The organism is Oceanobacillus sp. NCCP-135 (assembly GCF_059698015.1).
Genome location: NZ_BAAKSZ010000027.1, coordinates 1 through 26374 on the forward strand (window position 1 = coordinate 1; position 26374 = coordinate 26374).

Here is a 26374-nt window from a genome sequence, read left to right on the forward strand (position 1 = left end):
TGATCCCATCACCAACAAGAACCCTGTGCTCGGCAACTTTAACAGTAGGAATATTCTCTTTTACAATAGTCCCCATTTCTTCCGCACGGAGTCGATGTCCCATGAATCTGCACGAAAAAAGTGTAGGATATTTTTATAATGATTTGGGTGCAACTCTAAAATTCGGATAAAAGAAGTCGCCACCATTTTGTCGACACCCATCATGAAGCCAATAATGATTACAGCAAACCATTCATAGGCAGCCTTGCGGGAAAAACACGTTCTGAATTCAACAAGCAAGTTATGGAGAAATTTCCACACTCCTGCAAATCCCCCTGTGTTAGGATAGAAGTCGCATAGAACTAAGTGTATACTTAAGTAAATATGCGGAGAATGAATAAAATGACTAAAAATACAGGTGTATGATATTCAATAGAAGAAAAAGAAACTGTAATAGCAAGAATGATGCCACCTTATAATGAATCAGTTAGCAAGCTTAGTAGAGAACTTGGAATATCAGTTGCCTCTTTGTACACTTGGAGAAAAGAAGCACGTAAAACCGGAAACGTCACTCCTGGGAACGGAAAGGTATCAGAAAAATGGAGTAGTGAAGATAAATGCCTTGTTGTATTGAAAACCGATACGATGAACAAGGTTGAGTTGGTAGAATACTGCCGTCAGAAAGGATTATACAAAGAGCAAATAGTAGCCTGGAAAAGGACTAGTATAATGGCGCATGATCGTGATTTATCCCAATCAAAACAGTTAAATCATGAATTGAAGGAAGAAAAAATCAAAGCAAAGACGCTGGAAAAGGAACTTCAAAAGAAGGAATATTAAATATCAAAAGTAAAGAATTGATAATTAAAATACAATGTTGAGAACTTGAAAGAATTGTAGTGTTTTCGATAAACCGTTATACTAAATAAGTAGATTAATCGGGCGTGCCAGGCAATACTTGTTAATTTGAAAAGTATAGGAGTTGAGTATTTATGGAGAAAATCATGGTGGACACGTACAAATTAGACAGAATTTCAGCTAAAATGGCAAAGGATTTCGGTACAATACCTAAAGGACAAGAAGAGGACTATGCACTCCATTTTGCTTCAATGGAAGGGAATATGTTGAAACTCCATCGCCAAGATGCCAGTCACACAGGACGACAAGCAATTACAGCTATTAAAATGGCATTGTTTACCATAGATGGATATATCAAACAGGTTGAGTACGATTTCAGCAGTCATAATACCTCGGAAAATCAGGCTTTATTGCATGGGCTTCTTATGAGCTTCGACCCTTTTACCAATAAAGCAGTTCATGAAGTTGTAATAGTAGAAGATGAAGCTTTTGATGCAGAAGAATACTTCAGGATTCCAATTAAATGTTTGTTAAGAATTGAAAAGTCCATAAAGCACTGGACGAAGAGATCAGGGACGAACGGCTATTTTAACTTTATCGAGAATCATATGGGGCAGGTAATAGGAAGGGATAATGAAATGAAGTTTACTGTTTTAGCAAAAGAAGAAAAGATTTAATTACCTTCTAAAATGGACAATTTAAACATCTAATAGTAATTTGCTCTGAGGATTGGATATTCTACAAGTGATATTCCTATAAAGATTGCAGATGGTCATTCTACAAAATCAATTAAAATACGAAATGAAAAAATGGATAGAAGATTTTTGTAATAATGATAAAAAACTTGAAAAGCAACTTAGAGATATACTATTGCAAAATAAACTCTTAATAAGAAACTTGAATAAATTTTTTAATCAGCATAACAGTCAAGCTATGAAAAGACAAATAACAGAATATGTTAGACTGAAAATATCTAAAATAAATTGCGGTAATTGTGAAAGTGCAAATATGATATTAACATTCTCGGAAAACTTCATTTATAATTCGTGTAATAAGAAATTAATTTCACAGAATGCTCAATACGAAAATATAAAGAAAAAATGCATGTATTGTAATAATCCTATAGCACCTTATTCTAATATGGTCTGCTCAACTTGCAGAAAAACAGTAGAATTTGAGTATTTTGAGTGTTGAGAATGTATAAGTTTACCTGATACAGAGAACAATCCTATTGAAGAAAACTGAATTGCTATCGTAATCAAGCCCTCAAAGGAACAACTGGGCCAGATGAAAGAGATCAGTCTCCTGAGTGAAAGCTTATAGCTTGCACTTATGCAGTTAGAAAGTAGTTATTACTGTAAAGTATGCAGATAAACTCTTATTGGTCGGATGACAAATTAGCCAATCAACTTCCAGCACAGGATTACTTTTTGGAAGAAGGGATTTGAAAGTTGAGAGACATGAGGTGGAAGTTAGAAAAATAAGCAAAAGTTGAGAGACAATACATGAACGCAGTTATCTCTCAATATTAATTGCTTTTCTCTCAACTAAATCCCCGCATCTCTCAACGCTTAAACCACTATCATAGAAGCACTTGACAGTAAGAATGCAAATGTTATTTTAAAATAAATCATTATCATTCGGATTCCATTGACAACCTATATCGAAAATAGTAATATAGTTACACACCATAATAAAAAGCGTATAATTTCGGGGATATGGCTCAGAGTTTCTACCAGACTGCCGTAAATAGTCTGACTACGCAGGTATAGTGAATTCGAAATAGAAACCCATTTGCAAGGTTGCAGATGGCTCTTTCATTTTTTAAATTACTTTTCCCTGTATAGTTTAAGTAGCGCTCCTGGATAATAGATCATGAGCGCTTTTATTTTTTAACATCGAGGGGGAAGCTGTAATGAAGAAGTATTTTCGTTTTGAGCAATTAGGTACAAATTATAAAACAGAATTTATGGCTGGTATGACCACATTTTTAGCCATGGTCTATATTCTATTCGTTAACCCGTCAATTCTGGGGGAAACAGGAATGGATCAGGATGCTGTATTTGCAGCGACAGCCATTGCTGCAGCAGTAGGATCCTTATTTATGGGAATCATTGCTAAATATCCGATCGTACTTGCGCCGGGTATGGGATTGAATGCATTTTTTGCTTACACCGTTGTTCTTGGGTATGGTATTCCGTGGGAAACGGCATTAGCCGGGGTTTTAGCATCAGGAATTATTTTTATTATTTTAACGGTAACAGGAATCAGGGAAATTATTATTAATGCAATTCCAGCTAATCTAAAAATGGCAGTAGGTGCTGGGATCGGTTTATTTATTGCATTTGTTGGTCTGCAAAGTGCGGAAATTGTTGTTGCTAATGAAGCTACCTTGCTTGGGATTGGTGATATAACAAATCCAACAGTGCTACTAGCAATATTTGGTCTTATTATATCGGTTATTTTACTTACGATTGGTTTAAAAGCTGGTATCTTTTTTGGAATGATCATCACTGCAATTGTCGGCATAATGTTCGGTTTGATTGCTGCGCCTACAGGAATTGGCGAAATCGTAAGTGGTGTGCCAAGCTTAGCGCCAACATTTGGTCAGGCATTCTTACACTTTGGTGAGATTTTTACCATCGAAATGCTTGTTGTGATTTTAACATTTCTCTTCGTTGATTTCTTTGATACGGCTGGAACACTTGTTGCAGTAGCTTCACAAGCCGGTCTCTTGAAAGATAATAAACTTCCACGTGCGGGAAAAGCGTTATTTGCTGATTCAGCAGCAACCGTAGTAGGGGCAAGTATTGGTACGTCAACAACAACTTCCTATGTCGAGTCAACTGCAGGGGTTGGGGTTGGAGGAAGAACTGGATTTACGGCAATCGTTGCAGCGGGATTCTTCCTTCTGGCAATATTTTTCTCCCCACTATTAAGTGTTGTGACAGCACAAGTAACCGCACCAGCATTGATTATTGTAGGAGTCATGATGGCGGCTTCATTGAAAAACATTGAATGGGATCAATTTGAAATCGCAGTACCAGCATTTTTAACCATCTTAATGATGCCGTTAACGTACAGTATTGCAACAGGGATTGCGATTGGATTTATTTTCTATCCAATTACAATGATCCTGAAAGGCCGTGCGAAAGAAATACATCCAATTATGTATGGATTGTTTGTTGTGTTTGTTTTGTATTTTATTTTCTTGTCGTGAAACATGGTGAAACATGGGGACGGTTCTCGCACCTCAGTCTACAGATTATTCAAAAAGATGAAACGCGAGAACCGTCCCCACGTTTACCCAACACATGGTAAACTGTCAGCAATATGGTTCCAATCAATGCTAGAATTCCCATTCCGAAGTACAATGTACTGCCACCGGAGGAATCGATTAATGCACCACCAACCAGTGAGCCAATGATTCCTGATAGTCCGAAAAATGTTGCAAAAAAGATCAGGTGACCAGTAGATTGCAGTAGCTTTGGAATGAGTCTGGATACATAACTGAATGATGCTAAATAAAATAAGCCAAATGATAATCCATGTGTGAATTGCAGGGCAATAATATAGATCGGGTTATCTATCATGGCATAAACGAACCAACGGACACTGTATAGAGCACCCGCAGCAATTATAAAGATTAACGGGTGGTATTTCCTAAACCAGAAGCCTGCAGTAGCAAATACTGCTGCTTCTGTAAGTACGCCAACAAACCATGCTAGGCCGACTAATCCTTCACTTCCACCAAGCTGGGCAATATATAAACCAATAAAGCTATCATTCGCACGATGGGTAATACTTAGAAGCATAATGAATAAAAGGAAAATCACAAATGGTTTGCTCTTAATGATTTTCGTAACATCTTTTAACTGAACAGGTTCAGAGTCTACTTTTACATCGGTAAGTCGAAAGGTTACAATAAGTGCAATCGTACCGAAAAATAAATAAGGAATAATCATGTATTGAATTCCGACTCTCGTCAGGATTTCACCAATAACAAGGGATGAAGTTGCAAATCCGACGGAACCCCACATCCGGATTGTCCCAAAGGAAACACCTAAATCATCAGCTCGCCTCTGTGCCAGACTGTCTCCCAATGCGCCAATAGGGGTAACGAAAAAATAGAAAACAGCTCCCATTAACAGTATGGCAATCAATGCATCCATCTGAAAGAATAATACACTGGTCACAAGGAGTCCGATAATGCAGATTTGGAGGATTCGTTTCACTGTTTTGTATTTATCACTCATATATCCCCAAAACGGTTGGGCAACAATGGAAGCAAGTGGACCAATGGCTAATACCCAGCCAATTTCAGTACCATTCAGTCCTTTATATTTTAAATATAACGGTAAGTAACTTAGAATAATCGTATTTGTTGCATGAAAACTAAATAATAACATTTTTAATGGTGTTAATGAATTGCTTTTTGACAAAAATATTCTCCCCTAACGTAGGTGTCTAACCGTACATATGCTATTAGAATACTATATCACTTTTTCGGTGGTTTGTATGCTAACAGTTTTCAATAAAAGCTGTGAGGCAATTTTTAAGGAGGAGGTAAACATATGAAACCATTAATTGGGGTAACCTCATCCATGGAAATGGATCAACTCCACTACACTGTCACGAACAGAAATATCAAAGCAATTTCACGGGTTGGAGGAATACCCTTGATGCTGCCATATCTATTGAAAGATGAAGACATCGATCAAATTGCAAATGAAATTGATGGCTTGTATTTAACAGGGGGGTATGACATTGATCCAACATTATTCGGAGAAGAACCCCATTCTAAACTGGGTATAATCATTCCTGATCGGGATCAATTTGAAATGGCACTAATAAAAAAGCTGCTTCGAATGGGCAAACCAATTTTAGGCGTATGTCGAGGATGTCAAATTTTAAATGTTGCAGCAGGCGGGGATATGTATCAGGATATTGATGCACAGATAGACAGGGAATTGCTGCAGCATACACAGAAAGCGCCATTGAAGCATGGATCACACTATGTAAATGTACTAAACTCCTCATTGTTGCATCAGTTAACAGGATTAGAGAAACTTCGTATAAATAGCTGGCATCATCAGGCAAATCGCAGTGTGCCGGATTCCTTTCAAGTAAGTGGAGTGGCTAGTGATGGGATCATTGAGGCAATAGAAAGTAACATCCAGCCATTTGTACTTGGCTTGCAGTGGCATCCGGAGGGGATGAATGATGAAGCTTCTTTGAAAATTTATCAAGGATTTATGGCTGCCTGTTTAGAATATAAGAAACGTGCATAAATCTGCACGTTTCTTTACTTTTTCCAATTCGCTTCAATAAACTCATCCCGGCCTGATTTAGCACGGTCTGCTTTATATTCCTTCTCATTTTTTTTATAAAAATCCTGATGATCGTCTTCAGCAGGATAGAACGGGACTGCTGGAAGAATTTTAGTTACAATCGGTTTTGAAAATTTCCCACTTTGATCAAGCGTTTGCTTGGAGATTTTAGCTGCATTCCTTTGTTCATTATTATGATAAAAAATCGCTGTGCGGTATGAATCTCCACGATCTTGAAATTGTCCGCCATCATCGGTTGGATCAATTTGCTGCCAATAGATTTTTAAAATTTCTTCGTATGTAATAATAGTAGGATCAAACGTAATTTCTACTGCTTCATAGTGACCAGATGTGCCGCTTTTCACCTCTTCATAGGTAGGATTTTTTAGATGTCCACCTTTATAGCCTGATACAACACTTTGTACACCATCCCATTGATCAAATGGTTTTACCATACACCAAAAGCAGCCGCCAGCGAAAATTGCCTTATTTATCGTCAATGTATCTTCCCCCATAAATGATTGTTATAGTTACAATTAAAAGATTTTTCGAGTAGAATAAAGATACTATAACATATAATTAAAGCAGGTGACATAATGGACGAACCATATGTACATAAAATTTTTATCGGTGAAGTAAAGCAAATGGGTGATCCTAACGCACAAACCAAAATGGACAGATCATGGGAAAGTGGTATTTTTAAAAAGGAAATGAATAGAAATATTTGGCTTGGAAAAACAGGTTTTATAGGTGATGAGGTTGCTGATAAAAAGAATCATGGTGGTCCGGAAAAAGCAGTCTTTGCCTATCCGATTAAACATTATACCTTTTGGAAGGAAGAATTGGAGCAAGACTTCATCGATATGGGGGCATTTGGGGAAAACCTTGCTGTTCTGGAAATGGATGAATTCTCCGTTTGTATTGGGGATACTTATAAAATAGGAGATGCAATCATTCAGGTGTCTCAGCCGCGTCAGCCCTGCTGGAAGCCAGCACGTCGTTTTCGGATTATGGACTTTGCATTACGTATTCAAAACAGTGGAAGAACTGGCTGGTATTTCCGGGTTCTGCAGGAAGGAAATGTGCAGGCGGGCTCCGATTTGGAACTCATTGAACGTCCATACTCGATGTGGTCGATTCAGGCATGCAATGAAGTCATGCATGTATATAAAGATGATTTGCGATTGGCAGATGAACTCGCGTCCTGTCCATTGCTGGCTGAAAACTGGAAGCGCACATTACATAAACGATTGCGTGGGCAGTCTTCCAATATCGAAAGGCGAGTATTTGGTCCGAATAAATAATGAAATAGATGTCACCTGCTTAAAATGATAAATGATTGTAATTTAAGCAGGTGGCATTAAACTTAATCATCCTCCAGCAAACGTACATTTACTCTATTTCTCCTGCTTGTTTCTGAAATCAGACGATGTAGTTGAATAAAGACAAGGCCATTTTTGTATGTTGCTTTAATTTTATCTGCGCGAACCGGGAAAGGTAATGATATTCTCCGCTCAAACACCCCCTGCAATATTTCTTCTTTAATTGCAGTTCCACCTAAATGATGAATATCAATCGTACCTCTAAGCTCAAGTGTGGCATAATCTACATAAATGTCAATTTGATATAAATCATCCAATCCAGGCATATTAACAATACACATTACCTCATGATCAGATTGATACATATTTATTTGCGGTATAGTTGGTTTAATAATACCATCAAACTCTTTCCAAAAATTTTCACCAAAAAACTGATCCAAATTTTTTTTCCAATCTCCCATTTGTTTAAATGGATCCATGATATCACCTCAGATAGTTATTTGATAAAGCAAGTATAAAATTGTACTACATATTAAGAAGAAAGTTAGATGAAGAAATCGATTATTTCACCGGTTTCTATCAATCATTCTTAGAGTAACATTTATAAATACGACCTCTGACTTTTCGCCTCTAGAAAAACAAGGCAACATTTTTCTTCTATACAATATGCCCAGAAGCATTTAGTGGTGAAATAGGATGATTGGATGAAGTTTATTTTTTTGCATATAATTATTTTTAAATAGTACAATAGAATGTATTCTAAGAAGATAGAGAATGTAGGAGGGCTTCACAAGGAGGGCTTCAAGTTGCTGGAAAATGCATATATAATGGTCGCAATTATTCTTATAATAAATATCGTGTATGTATCCCTATCAACAATTCGCATGATCTTGACATTAAAAGGACGCCGATATATTGCTGCCTTTGTCAGCATGTTTGAAATTGTTATCTATGTTGTGGGACTCGGTCTGGTGCTGGATAACCTGGATCAAATCCAGAATCTAGTTGCATATGCAATTGGTTTTGGAACAGGCGTAGTAGTTGGAACGAAAATTGAAGAAAAATTAGCACTGGGGTATATCACCGTAAATGTTGTTTCATCCAATCCAGATATTGAATTCACACGTAAGCTGCGGGATAAAGGATATGGTGTAACGAGCTGGTTTTCTTATGGAATGGAAGGCGATCGTTTGTCCATGCAAATTTTAACACCGAGAAAGTACGAATTAAAACTGTTTGAAACCATCCAGGAAATAGACCCAAAGGCGTTTATTATTGCTTATGAACCGAAACAAATCCATGGCGGCTTCTGGGTGAAACAAGTACGTAAAGGTAGATTGATGAATCCCAAGAAGCGTAATGTCAATCTTGATGATAAGCATAAGCCGAAGGAACCGGGAGTAGGGGATAAGCAAGAAACTAGTTCGGAAAAAGGTGAATAAGAGATGTTGAAGATGAATGGGTTGTAGTGACCTGTTCATTTTTAAAAGATACAAAAGTATAAACGAAATCGGCTCTTTCGCCGATTTCTTCAAATCCGACCTCTGACCTCTAGAAAGACGCTTTAGCGGTTTTCTTATATATAGACTCTTATGGTAAACTGTAGGACTGCACTTCGTTCGCAGCGCAAAAATACTGGGACTGCGTACTGCTCGCCCCATCGAAACCATTTGTTGCTTATTTAATTAAATACAATGTAATCAATCTAACATTATATGTTAAAATAATAGAAGATTAAGATTATTGGAAAGGAGGTGAGAAGGATGGAGAGTATACCAATTATTCAAAGCCAACTTACGCCACCACCGATAAGAGAAAGGTTTATACAACGTAGAAATTTAAATAAAAAGTTGATTAATATATCTAAATATCCGCTTACTTTGCTATGTGCTGGTGCAGGATATGGTAAAAGTACGGCACTGTCTTTATTTATTCAAGATACAAAATCAAGTGCCTGTTGGTATTCTATCTCTCAAAATGATGATGACATCCTCCCTTTTCTAACCAAACTGATAAAATCGATCAGACAGCGGCATAGTATGTTTGGTGAGTCAGTTCAGAAGGACTTGGAAAATCTGGATAACTATTTGAACATGGAACAAATAGTTGCACTTGCCAGTTCTTTTATCAATGAAGTAGTTCATTTGAATGAAGAAATTATATTATGTTTAGATGATTATCATTATGTCTTAAATTCCAATGAAATCGAAAAGTGGATGTTGTTTCTAATCGAACACATTCCGTCAAATCTACATGTGATTGTATCAAGCAGGAAAAAACCAAGATGGCATGTTCTTCCTAAGTTGAAAATTCAAGGGGATTTGCTGGAGCTTACGCAGCTGGACTTATTGTTGTCCCCTGATGAAATGCACTTTATGCTGGAAGATGTCTATCAAGTAAAGGTTTCGGAGGAAGAAGTTACTAAAATTTATCAATTGACGGAAGGATGGGCAATTGCATTTAATATGCTAGCCCAGCAGATTGATACAGGAATCTCAATGGAAGCAATTCATCAAAATCAAAAGAATTCCTTAAAGGATTTATTTGATTATTTAGCGACAGAAGTATTATCTAAGCAATCATTAATTATCCAGCAATTTTTAATGCAATCCAGTGTATTGGATGTATTAGCCCCAAATATTTGTGATGAGATTTTGCAAATTCAAGGCTCGGAGGAAATTTTAACAGGTCTGGTCGAGCAAAATTTATTTATCGTTGAAGGAGATGGAAACTATTATCGATATCATGCATTATTTAAATCGTTTTTGGAAAATAATTTACTAAAAAAATATGTGAATGAATTTAATCATGTACATATCCGAGCGGCACGTTACTATGAAAAGTCAGAGGATGTAGAAACAGCTTTGCACCATTATTCAAAACTAAAGGAATATAAATCAATCGCCTATTTACTAAACAAGCATGGATTAATAATTCTTAAGTCCGGTCGACTTCAAACCTTGTATGATATGTTGGTGAAATTACCAAGGGAAAACAAACAGCAATATCCCATTCTTTATTTTTTTCAGGGAGAGATTGAACGATACCGATCCTTATATGAGCAGGCTGAGCAAAACTATGAAACTATAATTGATTTGCTTCCTAATAAAGAACAGGAAGATTATTACCTAACTGGGTTAGCTTTAGAAGGAAAGGCACGGATATATCTTGATACAATTCAGCCTGGTAGGGCAGAGAGATTTGTAAATCAGGCGATCCAAATGAGAGAAAAAGCGAATGCTCCAAAAGAGGAAATGGCGCAATTATATTTGCTGATGGCAGAAAATTTATTAAATGCAGGACAAGCCAGTAAAGCGGATTCCTGGTTCGATCGTGCAAAACAATTAAATTTGCCGTTGGAAGAAAGTAATCTAAAGTCAAGAATTTATCTTCGCACAGGCAGATTAGCAAAAGCAAAAGAAATTTTAATGGAACGAAAACAAAAGGAACATAGCAATAAACATTTACCCCAGTCACATCGGGAAACAGATATCCTATTATCCATTATAGAAGCTTTTATGGGAAATGCAGAACATAGCAAAGCATTAGCTGCTGATGGAATTCAATTAGGTTTATCCATTCAATCCCCGTTTGTGGAATCCTGTGGCTGGATGCGGATGGGTCATGCTGTTCAATTATTGGATCATTATGAAACAGATCTGGCCATTCAATGCTATGAAACAGCATTGGATATCATGGAAAAGATAAAAGTTTCCAGAGGAAAAGCGGAACCTTATATGGGACTTTCCATTCTTTATGGTAGAAAGCGGGAATATAATCGAGCAATAGCAAATGCCAATAAAGGGTTAATGGAAACCGAAAAAGTAAAAGATCGCTGGCTTAGTGGGCTTATAAAAATGGGAATGGGTATAACTGAAATATATAACAACAACTATGAACAAGCTCAGAAATTGATTGAACAGGTAAGAACAGATATGAATTCATGTGGAGATCATTATGGAATAATGGTAACCGCATTTTGGAGTGCATTTATTTTCTTTGAAAAAGGAGATGACGATAAGTTTAAGCGTGAAATGGAGCTTTTCCTCCACGAAGTTCAAACAGAGGAATATGATTTTTTTATAAAACGAAGAACAACATTTGGACCAACAGACATTCAAAATATTGCTCCGATGCTACTAAAAACGAAAGCGCTGAACATCAAGACACCATTTGTTACTAGATTATTGTATGAACTTGGTCTTGATGAAACGATTAAAAACCATCCAGGTTATACACTAGTGATTCACACACTTGGTCAATTAAAAGTATGGCTGGGAACGAAGCAGATAGAGGCAAAGGACTGGCAGCGTGGGAAAGCGAAAGAGCTGTTTGAACTGTTTATTACTAACAGGAACAAATTATTGCAAAAGGAAGAGATTTTCCAATTTCTTTGGCAGGAGCAAGATGAAAAAACGGCGAATAAAAATTTTAAAGTAGCACTTAATGCTTTACTGAAAGTGCTGGAGCCGGAAAGAAGAGCGAGAGAAGACTCCTATTTTATTTTGCGGCAGGGAAGTTCTTATGGATTTAATCCAAATGCGGGTTACGAGTTGGATATTAATAGATTTGAAGAATTGATCATGAAGGGTTTGGAAGAAAAAGATTCGAAACGTTCCTTAGAGTTACTTAAAAAAGGATTGAAATTATACCAGGATGACTATTTAGCGGATCTTCACTTTATAAGTTGGTGTTCTGCTGAAAGGGATCGTCTGCGGTTAATATACTTAAGAGGAGCGGAAAAGCTATCCCAGGCAGCAGTTCGGTTACTTGAGTTTAACCTCTGTATAGAATGGTGTGAAAGAATTTTAGCAATTGACAATACATGGGAAGAAGCATATCGCTTGATGATGTATTGTTACTATCAAAAGAATAATCGTCCTCAGGCAATTAAATGGTATGAAAAATGCTCCGATATATTGGAGCAGGAACTCGGTGTAGAACCAATGGAGCCTACGATTGAAATGTACCATTTGATCATGGAGTCTGAAGAATTGGATACGTATTGAAAAACCCTCTTAATAATTAAAATTAAGGGGGTTAAAAAATTACATAAAATAACACTTGCTAATTGTTAGAAACTTTTGTATAATCTAAAACTGAGAGGTGAATCATATGTCAGTTATTAACGGAAATCAATTGACTACAAAAGGTATGAAGACAAGGAAGAAGATTTTAGATACAGCGGAAGAAATTATTGGGGAAAAGGGATATTTTGAAGCTTCAATTGTTGAAATAACTGTAAAGGCTGGTGTTGCACAAGGGACATTTTATAATTATTTTCCTACAAAAAAAGCAGTCTATGATGAACTGATCTATCAATTGAGTTCCAGTTTTCGTTATCAAATAAAAATTGCAATGGAAGAAAAAATAACATTTGAAGAAAAACAGCGAGCAGGTTACTTAGCTTTTTTTAAATGGGTGGCTGACCATCGTAATTTGTATAGTATTGTACAGCAGTCGGTATTAGTTGATAAAGACCTCTATCGCTGGTATTACGAGAAAATCGCAAATGGATTTATTAAATCGATTGAAGAAGCTATTGATAATCAAGAATGCAAAGTGTTAAATCCGGAAGCAGTTGCCTATTGTTTAATGGGGATTGGTCAGTTTATTGGTATGCGTTGGGTTCTATGGGAAGAGGAATTAGTTCCAGATGAAGTATTTGATGAAGCAATGGAAGTAATCTTTAATGGATTAGGTCAAAAGGAGGTGAAGTAAATGGAGGCTATTTCCTACTGGATTCATAAACGATCCTTTATAACACCAGATCGAGTGGCTTTAATTAGTGAAGCTAATCAATATACGTATCAGGAATTTTCAAAAAAAATTAATCTTATGGCTGCAATGCTGCAAAATAAATATCTTCTGCAAAAGGGGGATAGAGTAGCTATTCTATCACAAAATCGCGAAGAATTTATGATTTCTTATTTTGCAATCGCACAATTAGGGTTGATCGCAGTACCATTAAATATTCGACTTACTGTTTCTGAATTAGCTTTTCAAGTAAACGACAGTGGTGCAAAATGTATTTTTTATGAAGAAAAAACAGAAGAGCTTTTCAATGGTATTTGCAACCATGCTAAATTTGAAAGCGCTGTCTCCTTTGATGCAAATGAAGCTATTCCGGATCAAAAAGCAAAAAGTGTACAAATTGATGTTGAAAATGATCCCTTTATTATTTGCTATACATCAGGGACAACTGGCAGACCTAAGGGTGCAGTTTTAACACAGGCGAATATGTTTTGGAATGCAATTAATAATCAATATGCAATTGATATCACATCGAAAGACATCGTAAATGTGCTGCTGCCATTATTTCATATCGGTGGAATTGGATTATTTGCATTTCCAGTATTACTTGCTGGGGGGACTGTTATTATCCCTGGAAAATTTGATCCTGTAATGACAATACGTATGATTGAAGACTATAACGTAACAATTGTGATGGGGGTGCCAGTTATCCATGACGCAATTCGAAAACATCCTGCTTTTGAATCAGCAGATTTTGAATCTGTAAGATGGTTCTATAGTGGTGGAGCACCTTGTCCGAAAGAATTAATTGAAGCATTTATTGACAGAGGGTTACCTTTTGGTCAAGGCATGGGGATGACAGAAACATCTCCGACAATATTTATGCTGTCTAAAGAGGATTATAAAAGAAAAGTCGGTTCGATTGGAAAACCGGTTATGTTTTGTGATATATCCATTGTCGATTATGAAGGGAACCCAGTTAAAAGAGGAGAAATCGGAGAATTGCTCATAAAAGGTTCCAATGTAATGAAAGAATATTGGGGACTCCCGGAAAAAACAAATGAATCGATTCGTGATGGCTGGTTTTATTCAGGTGACTTAATGAGACAGGATAATGAAGGATTTATTTACGTTGCCGGAAGAAAGAAAGATATGATTATTTCAGGTGGGGAGAATATTTATCCATTAGAAGTTGAACAAATTATAAAAGAACTGCCGCAAATTAATGAAGTTGCCGTTATTGGTACAGAGGATGATAAATGGGGGGAGATTCCAATTGCTTTTGTTTCATTAAATCGTAATGGCGTGTTAAGGGAAGAAGAAATTCAATCCCATTGCATAACAAAGTTAGCAAAATATAAAATACCCAAAAAAATAATGATAATAGACAGTCTTCCAAAAAACGCAACCGGAAAAATTGATAAACAAGAGTTGGGCAGAAATTTGATCTCGAGGTGATTACATTTGAATTTCTCAATTGGACAAACAGAAAGCTTCTCAAGAACAGTAACGGAAACTGATTTTATATTATTTGCTGGACTTAGCGGAGATTATAATCCGATTCATGTTGATAAAGAATATGCAAAAAATACATTTTTTTATGAAAGAATCAGTCATGGCCTGCTGACTGCTAGCTTTCTGTCAAGATTACTTGGAATGCATCTGCCAGGACCAGGTTCTATCTATGTATCCCAAACACTGACGTTTACCAAGCCGGTATATATTGGAGACACAATAACTGCACATGCTGAAATAATTGAGATAGATAAAGAGAAAAGATTATTAACATTAAAAACAACTTGTATGAATCAAAATAACGTCATTGTCCTGGATGGTGAGGGAGTAATGAAACTGCCAAAGAAGGAGTTAAACGTATGATTGGAATTCAAGTAACGAGTATCTATGAACCGGAATTAAAAGAAACGGCAAAAGATCTGGCACTTAAAACATCAATTCCAGAACAGGTCATTATAGAAAAGTTTGGTTTATATGAAAAAAGAATCGCTCCTAAGAGTATGCATGCTTCGGATTTAGCAATTGCTGCAGGAAGAAAGATTTTAAGTGAAGTAGATCCTACAACGATTGATGTTGTTATTTATTTTGGAAGCCCTTTCAAGGATTATCAGATTTGGACAGCTTCTTCAAAGATACAATATGAACTAAAAACATCAAATGCCTACGCATTTGAAATGATGAATGTTAGTTCATGTTTTCCGATAGCTGTAAAAGTTGCGAAGGATATGCTTTATTCAGATGATAATTTAAAAACTATTTTGCTCGTAGGCGGATCAAAGGAATCAATGATTCTTAATTATGACAATCCCCGTTCACGATTCATGTTTAATTTTGCTGATGGTGGAGCAGCTGCTTTGATAACAAAAGACGCTGTAAAAAGTGAGATCCTTGCTTCTTCCATCATTACAGATGGCTCGTTTAGTCAGGATGTTCTCATGCCAGGAGGTGGTTCCGCGAATCCGGTCAGTTCAGAAGTTGTAAATGAAAAGATGCATTTTATTGATGTGCCAAATCCAGCAAGTATGAAGAAAAAGTTAGATCCAGTATCCATACCTAACTTTGTGAAAGTGATTAAACAAGCATTAAAAATGAGCGGAGTAGCCCTTGAGGAATTGAAAGTACTTTTACCACTTCATACGAAAAAATCAATGTTTAGGGAAATGCTTTCCGGTGTAGGACTGTCAGAGGATCAAGCTGTTTATTTAACTCATAATGGGCATATGTCCGCACTTGATCCATGCTACGGTCTACACATTGCTGAAGTAGCTGGATTGCTCAAAAAAGGTGACGTTGCAGTGATAGTCTCTGCTGGAACAGGTTATACATGGGCAGCAACAGCCATACGATGGTTTGGATAAAAAACATGTTTGTAACTTGGTTGTAACTTTAAAAAATTATGATTGCTTTTAGGAGAACAATTAATAAAAGAGGGGGCAATATAAAATGAAGATAAGTCGCATACTTAGTTTATTTATAATCGTTTTGTTCATTGGCATATTGGCTGCATGTGGAGATAGTGAAGAAGTATCTGGTGGTGATTCAGGAGAGGAAACGATTAAAATTGGTGTGCTTTATTCACAAACAGGTGCACTGGAAACATACGGAGCACAGACGAAAAAGGGTTTTGAATTAGGAATGGACTATGCCACAGATGGAACAATGGAAGTTGCGGGGAAGAAAATAGAATATATTTTTAAAGATACTGAAACAGATCCGACAGTAGCGAGAGAAGCTGCATTAAGTCTTCTTGAAGATGAGGAAGTGGATTTTCTAGTAGGATCTTCAAGTTCAGGAGATACGCTGGCTGTAACTCCATTAGCCGAAGAATATGAAAAAGTTATGATTATAGAACCAGCTGCGGCTGACAGTATTACTGGTTCGGAATACAATGATTACATTTTTAGGACGGCAAGGAATTCATCGCAGGATGCAGTTGCAGCAGCGGCAGCTGTTGCTGGTGAAGGAGTAAAGATAGCAACACTGGCACCCGATTATTCATTTGGCCATGATGGTGCGAAAGCATTTATTACTGCAGCAGAAGAATTAGGGGCTGAACTTGTACACGAGGAATATGCTTCCCCAGAGGCTACAGATTTCACTGCTAATATTCAAAAAGTAATTGAAGCAGATCCAGATTATCTTTATGTTGTTTGGTCAGGAGCGAATACACCATGGAATCAAATTGTGGATATGAAAGTAGAGGAACAAGGGATTAAAGTAACTACAGGTGTAGCTGATATTGCAACCCTTCCTTCTATGAGTCCATTAATTGGTATGGAAGGCTTCACGCTCTATTATCATACCCTGCCGGATAACGAGGTAAATGATTGGTTAATAGAGGAACATAAAGAAAGGTTTGATGGTGAAGTACCTGACTTATTTACAGCTGGTGGAATGAGTGCTGCACTTTCGATTGTGGAGGCACTTGAACAGACAGATGGTGATACGAGTGCAGATACATTAATTCAAACAATGGAAGGAATGAGTTTTGAAACACCGAAGGGAACGATGACATTCCGTGTAGAAGATCATCAGGCTTTACAGGAAATGTATTCGGTAACACTCGAGGAAAGTGATGAATTTGATTATCCAGTTCCAGTTTTAAAACAAGTATTAACACCGGAGGAAACAGCACCACCAATAATGAATGAGTAATGAGTAGCTAAGACACGACCCTTGCCAAAACAGCCAAAACATATGAGGTAAGGGTTTGTTTTACCTAGCATGAGGGGGAAAACGATGAATGCAATATTGGAAACAAAAGACTTATCAATAGCTTTTGGTGGACATGTTGCTGTAAATTCCGTTTCGGTAAAAATAATCGAAAAAAAGTTTATTTCGATTATTGGACCGAATGGAGCAGGAAAAACCACTTTTTTTAATCTACTCAGTGGGCAATTATCTCCGACAGATGGTTCTATTTATTTTAAAGACAAGGAAATTACAAAGTTATCTACGACAGAACGGTCACGAATGGGAATAGGAAGATCATTTCAGATCACCAATGTATTTCCAAATTTAACTGTCCTGGAAAATGTCCGCCTAGCAGTACAATCCCAGGCAAATGTTCGTTATCAAATGATTGCTCATTTCCTGCACTACAAGCAATTTGAAGAGAAAGCCTATGAATTATTGGAAAAGGTTTTTCTGAAACATAAGGCAAAGTCTATCGCAGTTAATTTGGCTCATGGAGAAAAGCGGAAATTAGAGATAGCCATGCTTTTGGCATTGGATACGGAAGTTTTATTATTGGATGAACCAACGGCAGGAATGTCGCTGGAAGAAGTCCCAGCCATCATTGATGTGATAACGAAAATTAAAGAAACTGAGGATCGGACCATTGTACTGATTGAGCATAAAATGGATATGATCATGGGGATGTCTGATGAAGTGCTTGTTTTGTACCATGGTGAATTAATTGCACAAGGGACGCCTGAGGAGATTGTTGAAAATGAAACGGTTCAGTCCGCTTATTTGGGAGGTGCTTAAAATGAGCAGCTTACTTCAATTGGATCATATAGAAGCTTATATTCAAAAATATCTTATTTTACATGACGTTTTCTTTGATATTCCTAAGGGAGAAGTTACCGTTTTGCTTGGAAGAAATGGTGCGGGGAAAACGACTACACTACGTACGATTATGGGTTTAAACCAAAATTCCAAAGGGTCGATCACATTTAAGGGTGAAGAAATTAGTAATCTTAATCCCCATCAGATTGCAAATAAAGGAATTGGTTATGTACCAGAGGATCAAGGCATATTCGGTGAATTGACGGTAGGAGAAAATATAAGAGTGGCTATGAAAAAAGAAGATGAAGAAACAACAAAACGAATGGAATGGGTACTTGAGCTATTTCCTGATTTGAAAAAGTTTTGGAATAAGCCAGGAGGTCAATTAAGTGGCGGTCAAAAACAAATGCTGGCAATAGCACGGGCATATGTCAATGAGAATGATCTATTGTTAATTGATGAACCAAGTAAAGGGCTAGCTCCAATTATTGTTGATAAAGTTACGGAATCCATTCAACAAATGAAGGAACAAACAACCATTTTATTGGTAGAACAGAATTTCTTAATGGCGAGCCGAATTGGGAATCAATTTTACATTGTTGATGATGGAAGGTCGGTTCATAGCGGGAAAATGGAGGAGTTAAAGGAAGATAAAGAACTTAAGAAAAAGTACCTTGGTATTTCGTAGGGAGGGGGATAAGAATGGATTTAATTATTAGCTTAGTAATCAATGGCCTTGCGACAGGTATGTTAATCTTCCTCCTTGCTGCTGGATTAACACTCATATTCGGATTAATGAGCGTACTAAACTTTGCTCATGGTGGTCTGTTTATATGGGGGGCTTATACAGGTGTGTGGAGTTATCAAGTGAGCGGTAGTTTTATAGTGGGAATAATTGTAGCGATCGCAACAGGTTTATTACTTGGGCTTGTGACTGAAAAGTTGATTATCAGACCTGTATATGGTAATCATATTCAACAAATTTTAATTACGCTCGGCTTCATGCTAGTGTTACAAGAATTAATAAAAGTAGTGTTTGGACCAAATCAAAAGGCAGTTTTCCCACCAGAATTTCTAAGTGGAAGCTTTATGGTTGGTGATATAGTTTTAATAAAATATAGACTTTTTATTATCGTAATCGGCTTTCTTATCTTTTTCGTCGCCACATATATCTTGAAACGTACCCGTATAGGTCTGATCGTTCGGGCGGGTGTAATGAACAAAGAAATGGTTCAATCCCTGGGGATTAATATAAAACTTGTATTTATGCTCGTATTCATGGTTGGGGCTGCTATGGCAGCTTTAAGTGGTATGTTGCATGCTTCATACTCGGGTGTTATCTATGCAGAAATGGGATTGGAATTCTCTATACTTGCTTTTATTGTAGTGGTTATTGGTGGTATGGGGAGCTTTCCAGGATCTTTATTTGCTGCAATTTTAGTAGGTTTGGCACAAGCATTTATGGCTTATTATGTTCCTTCGCTTTCGTTAGCGGTAAATATGCTATTGATGACAGTTGTTCTCATATTCAGACCACAAGGCTTGTTTAGGGTGAAGGGGTGAGAAAATGAACATAACAAGAATAGAGAAGAGTACATGGATCTATATTGGCATCAGTTTGCTATTATTTATTGTTCCATTTATTGTGACAGGCAGAAGCATGCAATTTATTATTATCCAAATATTTATCTTTGCTATCTTTGCGATGAGTTATGACATATTACTTGGTTATACAGGGATTATTTCATTTGGTCATGTTATGTTTTTTGGAATAGGTGCTTATTCAACGGCTGTTACGATGGATCGGTTGGACGCTACGCTGTTTTCTTTTGTATTAGGAATTGTGATAGCTGTGATTTTAGCTGCTATTTTAAGTTTAATTGTAGGGATACTGACATTGAGGTTAAAAAGTCACTTTTATGCCATGTTGACGCTGGCGCTTGCGGGTTTATTTCTTGTAGCTGCTGAAAAGTGGAGATCGGTTACAGGAGGAAATGATGGATTTACATTTAACCTGCCAGACTTGCTGCGAGACTCACAAAACCAGTATATGCTCAGTCTGATTTCCTTAATTCTGATTTTCTTCGGACTGAGACGCTTTACCAAATCTCCATTTGGAAGAGTATTGATGGCTATTAGGGAAAATGAAAACCGTACAGAATCATTAGGGTATAAGGTAGTGCATTATAAGGTTATTGCCAGTGTAGTTGCAGGAGTGGTTGCAAGCTTTGCCGGTGTCTTGTATGCGATTTCCCTCCGTTTTGTAAATACCGGTGTTTTTTCTACTGACTTAACCATTGATGTGCTCTTAATGACGATCATTGGTGGAGTTGGCACATTAATTGGTCCGATTATTGGTGCAGGTTTAGTTGAATTTGCACACCATTGGTTATCTGATTTAGCTGATGTTCATTGGATATTTGAACGATGGATCATCCTTTATGGAACGGTTTATATTTTAGTAGTTATTTTTTTTCCACTCGGTATTGTAGGAACATTGCAATCAAGATTTTCCAATCGTTCATTAGGGGGACTACGCAGTAATTTAAAATCAAAGAAGAAGTAAAAAAGGGGCTGGATGATATATGAAATCCATTGGAATTGTCAGTACGGGAATGTATATACCAGAAGAGCGAATGTCTTCAGGGGAATTGGCAAAACAAGCAGGACTTCCGATAGATGTTGTTGAAAAAAGGTTAGGTATTAAGGAAAAGGCGATACCAGGTGAACATGACCACACAGCACTTATGGGGATTCATGCAGCCAAGAAAGCTATAGATAAAGCGGCTATTGATCCAAAGTCTATTGATCTGGTTATCTATATTGGAGAAGAACATAAAGAATATCCTCTATGGACAGCAGGAATAAAACTTCAGCAGGAAATCGGCGCAGTTAATGCATGGGCATTTGACACGGCATTACGGTGCGGAACAACCATTATGGCATTAAAGATTGCTAAAAATATGATGATGGCTGACGAGGATATTAATACAGTACTCTTAGCTGGAGGCTATCGTAACGTTGATTTTATTAACTATAGAAATTCGCGAACCCGCTTTATGTTTAATTTGGGGGCAGGTGGTGGATCTATGATTCTTCAAAAAGGACATGAGAAGAATCGTTTACTCGAAACACATATGATTACAGATGGTTCCTTTTCCGAAGATGTGGTCGTTACAACAGGTGGTACGAAAAACCCCATTACGAAAGAAACAATAGATGCGGGATTATACCAGCTTGATGTGCTAGATCCTCCAGGGATGAAGCGGCGATTGGAAGAAAAGTCAATGACCAATTTTATTAAATGTATCGAAAAAGCATTGGATAAGAGCGGATATTCAAAGACGGATATTAACTATGTTGCCATGCTTCATATGAAACGATCGGCACATACATACGTATTAGAGCAGCTTGGTGTTGACCATGACAAATCTATTTATCTGGAAAACTATGGTCACATCGGTCAGTTTGATCAAATCATTTCACTGGAGCTTGCCCAGCAACAAGGAAAATTAAAGGATGGTGATATTGTCGTCTTGGTATCAGCAGGTATTGGATATGCTTGGGGAGCAAATGTTATAAAATGGGGAAAATAGAAGGAGGTCTATTGAGATGGCTAATGTATCTTTAAAAAAAGTTTCACTAACAAATGGAGAGGTAATGGCGTATCGGGAACGTGAGGGAGGAGAAGAAGTTGTTGTGCTGGTGCATGGGAATATGACTTCATCTGTTCATTGGGATGTTGTCATCGAAAGTCTATCCAGTAACTTTAAAGTCTATGCTATAGATTTAAGAGGATTCGGGGAATCCAGCTATCATCAGCCGATTTCTTCCATGCAGGATTTTAGCAATGATCTGAAGTTGTTTGTTGATGAACTGGGGCTTCGTGATTTCAATTTGGCGGGTTGGTCACTCGGTGGAGCTGTTTGTCAGCAGTTTTGTGCAGACCACCCAGGTTTTTGTAATCACCTGTTTCTACTCGTTTCGGCATCTTCACGGGGATATCCTCATTATCCAACTGGTGAGGACGGACTTCCAGATACCTCTAACAGAGTAACTACACTAGAAGAAATGCTGAAGGATGATAAAAGGAATATCGTTCAAACAGCTTACGATACATTAAATTATGATTTTCTTAAGCAATTGTGGGATATGTTAATCTATGTAAACAATAAACCAGATCCACAAAGATATCAGAAATATTTAGAGGACATGACAACACAGCGAAATCTCGCAGAATGCTATCAGGCATTAAACACCTTCAACCTAAGCACTGTTCATAATGGGCTAACTGAAGGTGAAGATAAATTGAAACACATTGACATTCCTGTGATGATTACATCGGGTGAAAATGACATGGTCGTGACAAAACAAATGACAGAGGAATTAATAGAAGATTATGGTGAGAAAGCTGTTTATAAAGAGTTAAAAGGGTGTGGTCATTCTCCGCTAATTGATGATCTTGATCAGCTATTGAATGTAATGGAAGATTTCTTTCGGTAGTAAAGATAATAAATAAATTATATTATATTTGAACATAAGAGAATAAGTAATACTTCGGAGCGAATTCAAGTTGCGGACGAAAACTATTTTTCGCTTGAACTAAAGTCCAACTCAAGAGGCTTGCACTCCAAAGTATGGGTTTCTAAGAAAATAAATAGCGTTTTCAAAGAATCCCTTTAATGAATGCCAAGTTTTCTAAAAAACAGATAAAGGAGCTTTCATAGATGAATAGATTACAGAATAAAGTAGCAATTATTACAGGAGCTGCAAATGGGATTGGCTTAGAGGCTGCTCGCATATTTGCGCATGAAGGAGCAAAAGTTATTATAGCGGATTTTGCGAAAGAAAAAGGGTTGGAAAGTGAAAGGGAACTTGCTGAAGAAGGGTTGAATTGTACATTTATTCAAGTAAATGTAGCGGATAAGGACAGTGTGGATGCATTGGCGAGTAAGGTTAAAAATGAATTTGGCAGGATCGATATTTTAATAAATAATGCAGGAATCACAAGAGATGCGATGCTTTCTAAAATGACAACAGAGCAATTTAAGCAAGTGATTGATGTTAATTTAACCGGGGTTTTTAACTGTACACAAGCAGTGTTGCCTTCTATGGTTGAACAAGGACGAGGAAAGATTATCAGTACCTCATCCGTTTCCGGAGTCTATGGAAATGTTGGCCAAACAAATTATGCTGCAGCTAAATCAGGTATTATCGGTATGACTAAGACATGGGCGAAGGAGCTTGCACGTAAGGGAATTAATGTAAATGCAGTTGCGCCTGGATTTACAGAGACACGCATGGTGGAAGGTGTTCCGGATAAAATAATTGAACAAATGAAAGCACAAATTCCAATGCAGCGTCTGGGTAAACCTCAAGATATAGCGAATGCTTATTTATTTCTAGCATCGAATGAGTCTGATTATGTAAATGGACATGTGCTACATGTGGATGGTGGAATCATGATGTAGAATTTAAATCTGTAAAAGGAGCTGTTCTTATTGTGGAGATAGCTTCTTTTTGTTTTAAAAAAACTAAATTGCTTGAGAGTGGAAATATCGCCTGCAGAATGAATATATCTGTCGGAAAGTATATATCACAAAGCAAAATCGGAGCAGGAGTGACAACAATAAAACTTAAAGCTAAGTGAATGTAACTGCCTTGTAACTCTTTTTCATTACACTATCCATAGAACATAATTGGTGGTTAGTGCTTAGGGAGAGTGGTAAGGGTGCATTATGATATAAACTGGTTTATAAGTCGAGTAAAGCTGACACCGAATAAGGTAGCAGTTATTAACTCACAAACAAATGAATCATGGACATATGTACAGCTGTATCAACGTACAGAGAAACTGGCAGCTTTTTTTTCACAAAATGGAGTTCAAAAGGGAGATCGTATTGCGCTGCTTGCTCCGAATCATATAAGCTATTTTGATTTCTTTTTTGCATCCATGAAAATTGGAGCTATTTTTGTACCATTAAATTGGCGATTGGCAGAAGCTGAAATGGAATATGTCATAAATGACTGTAACCCGAAAATTATAGGAATTGATTCGTTATATCATAAAAAGATAGAATCTATAAAACCAAATGCTGATTTAATTATGATCAATGAAAAAAACTATTTGGATCGTTTACATGCTGAAAATCCTGCTTCAGAACTATTGATAAAAGAAGCAGATCCACTTGCTATGATTTATACCGGGGGGACAACCGGGCGCCCGAAAGGTGTTGTGTTATCCCATCGTTCAATTGTGTGGAATGCTCTTAACACCATTATTAGCTGGAACTTGAATAATGATGATACAACATTGACATGTTTGCCAATGTTTCATACTGGAGGATTAAATGTATACTCTTTGCCATTATTATTAGTTGGTGGAAAGGTAGTTATCGCTTCCGAATTTAATCCGGAGAAAGCAGTGGAGGATCTAATTAAATATAAATGCACGGTTGCGCTATTTGTGCCGACAATGTATCATATGATGATTCAAACGAAAAATTTTAAATCAACTACTTTTCCGGATATGAAAGTCTTTGTATCAGGAGGAGCACCATGCCCACATAAAATATATGAAGCCTTTTCTAAAAAGGGAATTGCTTTTAAAGAGGGCTATGGATTGACGGAAGCTGGTCCGAATAATTTTCACATAGACCCTGATGATACTACAGTAAAATTAGGTTCAGTTGGAAAACCAATGATTTTCAATGATATAAAAATTATTAGGGATGATGGCTTCCAGGCAAATGCTGATGAAGTGGGTGAATTATTGTTGCGAGGAAATCATGCTTTTGAATTTTACTGGAATAAACCAAAACAAACAGCCGAAACAATCATTGACGGGTGGGTGCATACAGGTGATCTTGCGAGACAGGATCAAGAAGGATATGTCTATATTGTTGGCAGAAAGAAAGATATGATTATCACTGGTGGGGAAAATGTTTACCCGCTGGAAGTGGAGCATTGGCTAGAATCCCATGAAGCTATTGATGAAGCTGCGGTGATTGGTTTGCCTGATGAGAAGTGGGGGGAGAGACTTGCGGCATTTGTTGTTCCTAAAATGAATATGACTGCTGCAGATCTGGATACCTACTGCAAACAGAAATTAACCCGATACAAGGTGCCTAAGGAATTTTACTTCTTAAATGAGCTGCCAAAAACCCATGTTGGAAAAATTAATAAAGAAGCATTAAAAGAAAGCGTAATGAAGTATAAAGATAGCACGATCCTTTAGCAGGGGATGGTGCTTTTAATACTTTATATAAGCTTTTGATATAAAGGTTATTCTTTCAATGATAAAGTTTATTGTCCTACGAAGATGGGGATGCTTATCGATGAAACATAGAATTGAAGAATTAGGCAGGAGCTGTTTGCTGATTGTTGGGGATTTGCGGAATCAACAGTATTGCCAAAATGTTGTTGGGCAAACGATTAGTCATTTCGGTAGGCTTGATATATTAGTAAATAATCACGGTGTACAATTCGTACAAAATAGTTTAGCTGATATTTCTACAGCGCAATGGGATGCGACTTTCAAACAAATATTTATGCTTTTTTTGGATCTTTCACAAAGTACGGGAAAATAATAGGTTTGTTTCTTTAAATACACATTATACCGGTTCCGAATCAACCAACTGATCCAACCTTCCCCGCAAAATGTGATTGAACCCCTTTTTTTACATGACAAAAGCTGCTTTACCTTTTTTAAAAGAAAGAAGCACCAATATAAATACAACATCAATCACGACATTTCAGGGTGAAGAGCAAATGATTGTACACGGCAACAAAGGGTGCAATTGTTGGGTATACACGCTCACTGTCACTCAAATGTGATTGATCAAGGTATTCGTGTGAATGCTGTAGCGCCAGATTTGATCTGGACACCATTAATTCCTGCAAGCTTTACTGCTGAACAGATTGCTGAAGAATTTGGAAAAGATGTACCGATGAAGCGTGCAGGTCAGCCGTATGAGCTGGCTCCGGCTTATGTTTACCTTGCTTCAGATGACTCATCTTATGTTTCAGGTCAGGTTATTCATGTAAATGGAGGAGCTATGGTAAGTTCCTGATAAAATAATAAAAAGTAAAATCCGAACGTTAGAT

General features: G+C 37.1%; 23 protein-coding genes, 2 pseudogenes and 1 riboswitch. Of the genes and pseudogenes, 22 read left to right on the forward strand and 3 right to left on the reverse strand.

Translation table 11 applies throughout. The features are described from left to right. Positions 1-411 precede the first annotated feature (411 nt). From AC6HVZ_RS15820 to AC6HVZ_RS15830, 3 genes are all read left to right on the forward strand, one after another. Positions 412-819: a transposase gene (locus AC6HVZ_RS15820; RefSeq protein ID WP_497559180.1), complete on the forward strand. Its 408-nt coding sequence runs from the start codon at positions 412-414 to the stop codon at positions 817-819. A gap of 152 nt (positions 820-971) precedes the next feature. Then, positions 972-1514: a hypothetical protein gene (locus AC6HVZ_RS15825; protein WP_497559148.1), complete on the forward strand. Its 543-nt coding sequence runs from the start codon at positions 972-974 to the stop codon at positions 1512-1514. A 1003-nt stretch (positions 1515-2517) separates the two neighbouring features. Then, positions 2518-2618: riboswitch (purine riboswitch) on the forward strand. A gap of 134 nt (positions 2619-2752) precedes the next feature. Next, positions 2753-4057, forward strand: a complete 1305-nt coding sequence (locus tag AC6HVZ_RS15830) for an NCS2 family permease (RefSeq protein WP_497559149.1) — start codon at positions 2753-2755, stop codon at positions 4055-4057. 49 nt (positions 4058-4106) lie between these two features. Here AC6HVZ_RS15830 and AC6HVZ_RS15835 read toward each other — a convergent pair whose 3' ends face one another. Further along, on the reverse strand, positions 4107-5279 hold the full coding sequence (locus tag AC6HVZ_RS15835) for an MFS transporter (protein ID WP_497559150.1): 1173 nt from the start codon (positions 5277-5279) through the stop codon (positions 4107-4109). 132 nt (positions 5280-5411) lie between these two features. On the opposite strand from AC6HVZ_RS15835, the gene AC6HVZ_RS15840 reads away from it, so the two are divergent. Then, entirely contained in the window at positions 5412-6128 is a 717-nt protein-coding gene (locus AC6HVZ_RS15840) for a gamma-glutamyl-gamma-aminobutyrate hydrolase family protein (protein ID WP_497559151.1), read from the forward strand. 14 nt (positions 6129-6142) lie between these two features. On the opposite strand, the gene msrA is transcribed toward AC6HVZ_RS15840, so the two are convergent. Next, positions 6143-6667, reverse strand: a complete 525-nt coding sequence (gene msrA / locus AC6HVZ_RS15845) for a peptide-methionine (S)-S-oxide reductase MsrA (RefSeq protein ID WP_497559152.1) — start codon at positions 6665-6667, stop codon at positions 6143-6145. Between the two features lie 96 nt (positions 6668-6763). Between msrA and AC6HVZ_RS15850 the strand changes: the two genes are divergently transcribed. Then, complete coding sequence (locus tag AC6HVZ_RS15850; protein WP_497559153.1) at positions 6764-7471, forward strand: MOSC domain-containing protein; 708 nt, start codon at positions 6764-6766, stop codon at positions 7469-7471. Between the two features lie 62 nt (positions 7472-7533). On the opposite strand, the gene AC6HVZ_RS15855 is transcribed toward AC6HVZ_RS15850, so the two are convergent. Continuing rightward, positions 7534-7968, reverse strand: a complete 435-nt coding sequence (locus tag AC6HVZ_RS15855) for an Hsp20/alpha crystallin family protein (RefSeq protein WP_497559154.1) — start codon at positions 7966-7968, stop codon at positions 7534-7536. Positions 7969-8316: 348 nt separating this feature from the next. Here AC6HVZ_RS15855 and AC6HVZ_RS15860 point away from each other — a divergent pair, with 348 nt between their 5' ends. The 17 genes and pseudogenes from AC6HVZ_RS15860 to AC6HVZ_RS15940 all read left to right on the forward strand — a co-directional run. Beyond that, positions 8317-8931 carry a DUF2179 domain-containing protein gene (locus tag AC6HVZ_RS15860; RefSeq protein WP_497559181.1) on the forward strand — a complete coding sequence of 205 codons (615 nt, stop codon included), beginning with the start codon at positions 8317-8319 and terminating at the stop codon, positions 8929-8931. Between the two features lie 321 nt (positions 8932-9252). Beyond that, complete coding sequence (locus AC6HVZ_RS15865) at positions 9253-12498, forward strand: AfsR/SARP family transcriptional regulator (RefSeq protein ID WP_497559155.1); 3246 nt, start codon at positions 9253-9255, stop codon at positions 12496-12498. Between the two features lie 106 nt (positions 12499-12604). Continuing rightward, a complete protein-coding gene (locus AC6HVZ_RS15870) occupies positions 12605-13210 on the forward strand; it encodes a TetR/AcrR family transcriptional regulator (RefSeq protein WP_497559156.1) in 606 nt (201 codons plus the stop codon). Beyond that, positions 13211-14701: an AMP-binding protein gene (locus AC6HVZ_RS15875; protein ID WP_497559157.1), complete on the forward strand. Its 1491-nt coding sequence runs from the start codon at positions 13211-13213 to the stop codon at positions 14699-14701. It abuts the gene before it with no gap. A gap of 6 nt (positions 14702-14707) precedes the next feature. Next, positions 14708-15121: a MaoC family dehydratase gene (locus tag AC6HVZ_RS15880; RefSeq protein ID WP_497559158.1), complete on the forward strand. Its 414-nt coding sequence runs from the start codon at positions 14708-14710 to the stop codon at positions 15119-15121. After that, positions 15118-16116, forward strand: a complete 999-nt coding sequence (locus tag AC6HVZ_RS15885) for a 3-oxoacyl-ACP synthase (protein ID WP_497559159.1) — start codon at positions 15118-15120, stop codon at positions 16114-16116. The genes AC6HVZ_RS15880 and AC6HVZ_RS15885 overlap by 4 nt, the downstream gene beginning before the upstream one ends. 85 nt (positions 16117-16201) lie before the next feature. Further along, positions 16202-17413 (forward strand): substrate-binding domain-containing protein, encoded by a 1212-nt coding sequence (locus AC6HVZ_RS15890; RefSeq protein WP_497559160.1) that lies wholly within the window; start codon positions 16202-16204, stop codon positions 17411-17413. An 84-nt stretch (positions 17414-17497) separates the two neighbouring features. Beyond that, entirely contained in the window at positions 17498-18247 is a 750-nt protein-coding gene (locus AC6HVZ_RS15895) for an ABC transporter ATP-binding protein (RefSeq protein ID WP_497559161.1), read from the forward strand. 1 nt (position 18248) lies between these two features. Next, a complete protein-coding gene (locus AC6HVZ_RS15900) occupies positions 18249-18956 on the forward strand; it encodes an ABC transporter ATP-binding protein (RefSeq protein WP_497559162.1) in 708 nt (235 codons plus the stop codon). A gap of 14 nt (positions 18957-18970) precedes the next feature. Next, the gene (locus AC6HVZ_RS15905) at positions 18971-19831 is read left to right on the forward strand and encodes a branched-chain amino acid ABC transporter permease (RefSeq protein WP_497559163.1); all 861 of its coding nucleotides are present in this window, start codon (positions 18971-18973) and stop codon (positions 19829-19831) included. Positions 19832-19835: 4 nt separating this feature from the next. Beyond that, positions 19836-20834 carry a branched-chain amino acid ABC transporter permease gene (locus AC6HVZ_RS15910; protein WP_497559164.1) on the forward strand — a complete coding sequence of 333 codons (999 nt, stop codon included), beginning with the start codon at positions 19836-19838 and terminating at the stop codon, positions 20832-20834. Between the two features lie 19 nt (positions 20835-20853). Next, complete coding sequence (locus AC6HVZ_RS15915; protein WP_497559165.1) at positions 20854-21864, forward strand: 3-oxoacyl-ACP synthase; 1011 nt, start codon at positions 20854-20856, stop codon at positions 21862-21864. A 16-nt stretch (positions 21865-21880) separates the two neighbouring features. Beyond that, positions 21881-22771 carry an intracellular short-chain-length polyhydroxyalkanoate depolymerase gene (gene phaZ, locus AC6HVZ_RS15920; RefSeq protein ID WP_497559166.1) on the forward strand — a complete coding sequence of 297 codons (891 nt, stop codon included), beginning with the start codon at positions 21881-21883 and terminating at the stop codon, positions 22769-22771. A gap of 224 nt (positions 22772-22995) precedes the next feature. Further along, positions 22996-23739 (forward strand): 3-oxoacyl-ACP reductase FabG, encoded by a 744-nt coding sequence (gene fabG, locus AC6HVZ_RS15925; RefSeq protein WP_497559167.1) that lies wholly within the window; start codon positions 22996-22998, stop codon positions 23737-23739. A 260-nt stretch (positions 23740-23999) separates the two neighbouring features. After that, positions 24000-25505 carry an acyl-CoA synthetase gene (locus tag AC6HVZ_RS15930; protein WP_497559168.1) on the forward strand — a complete coding sequence of 502 codons (1506 nt, stop codon included), beginning with the start codon at positions 24000-24002 and terminating at the stop codon, positions 25503-25505. Positions 25506-25608: 103 nt separating this feature from the next. Then, positions 25609-25817, forward strand: a pseudogene (locus AC6HVZ_RS15935) (SDR family NAD(P)-dependent oxidoreductase); the annotation flags it as partial. A 119-nt stretch (positions 25818-25936) separates the two neighbouring features. Continuing rightward, positions 25937-26340: pseudogene (locus tag AC6HVZ_RS15940) on the forward strand (SDR family oxidoreductase); the annotation flags it as partial. Positions 26341-26374: the final 34 nt, after the last annotated feature.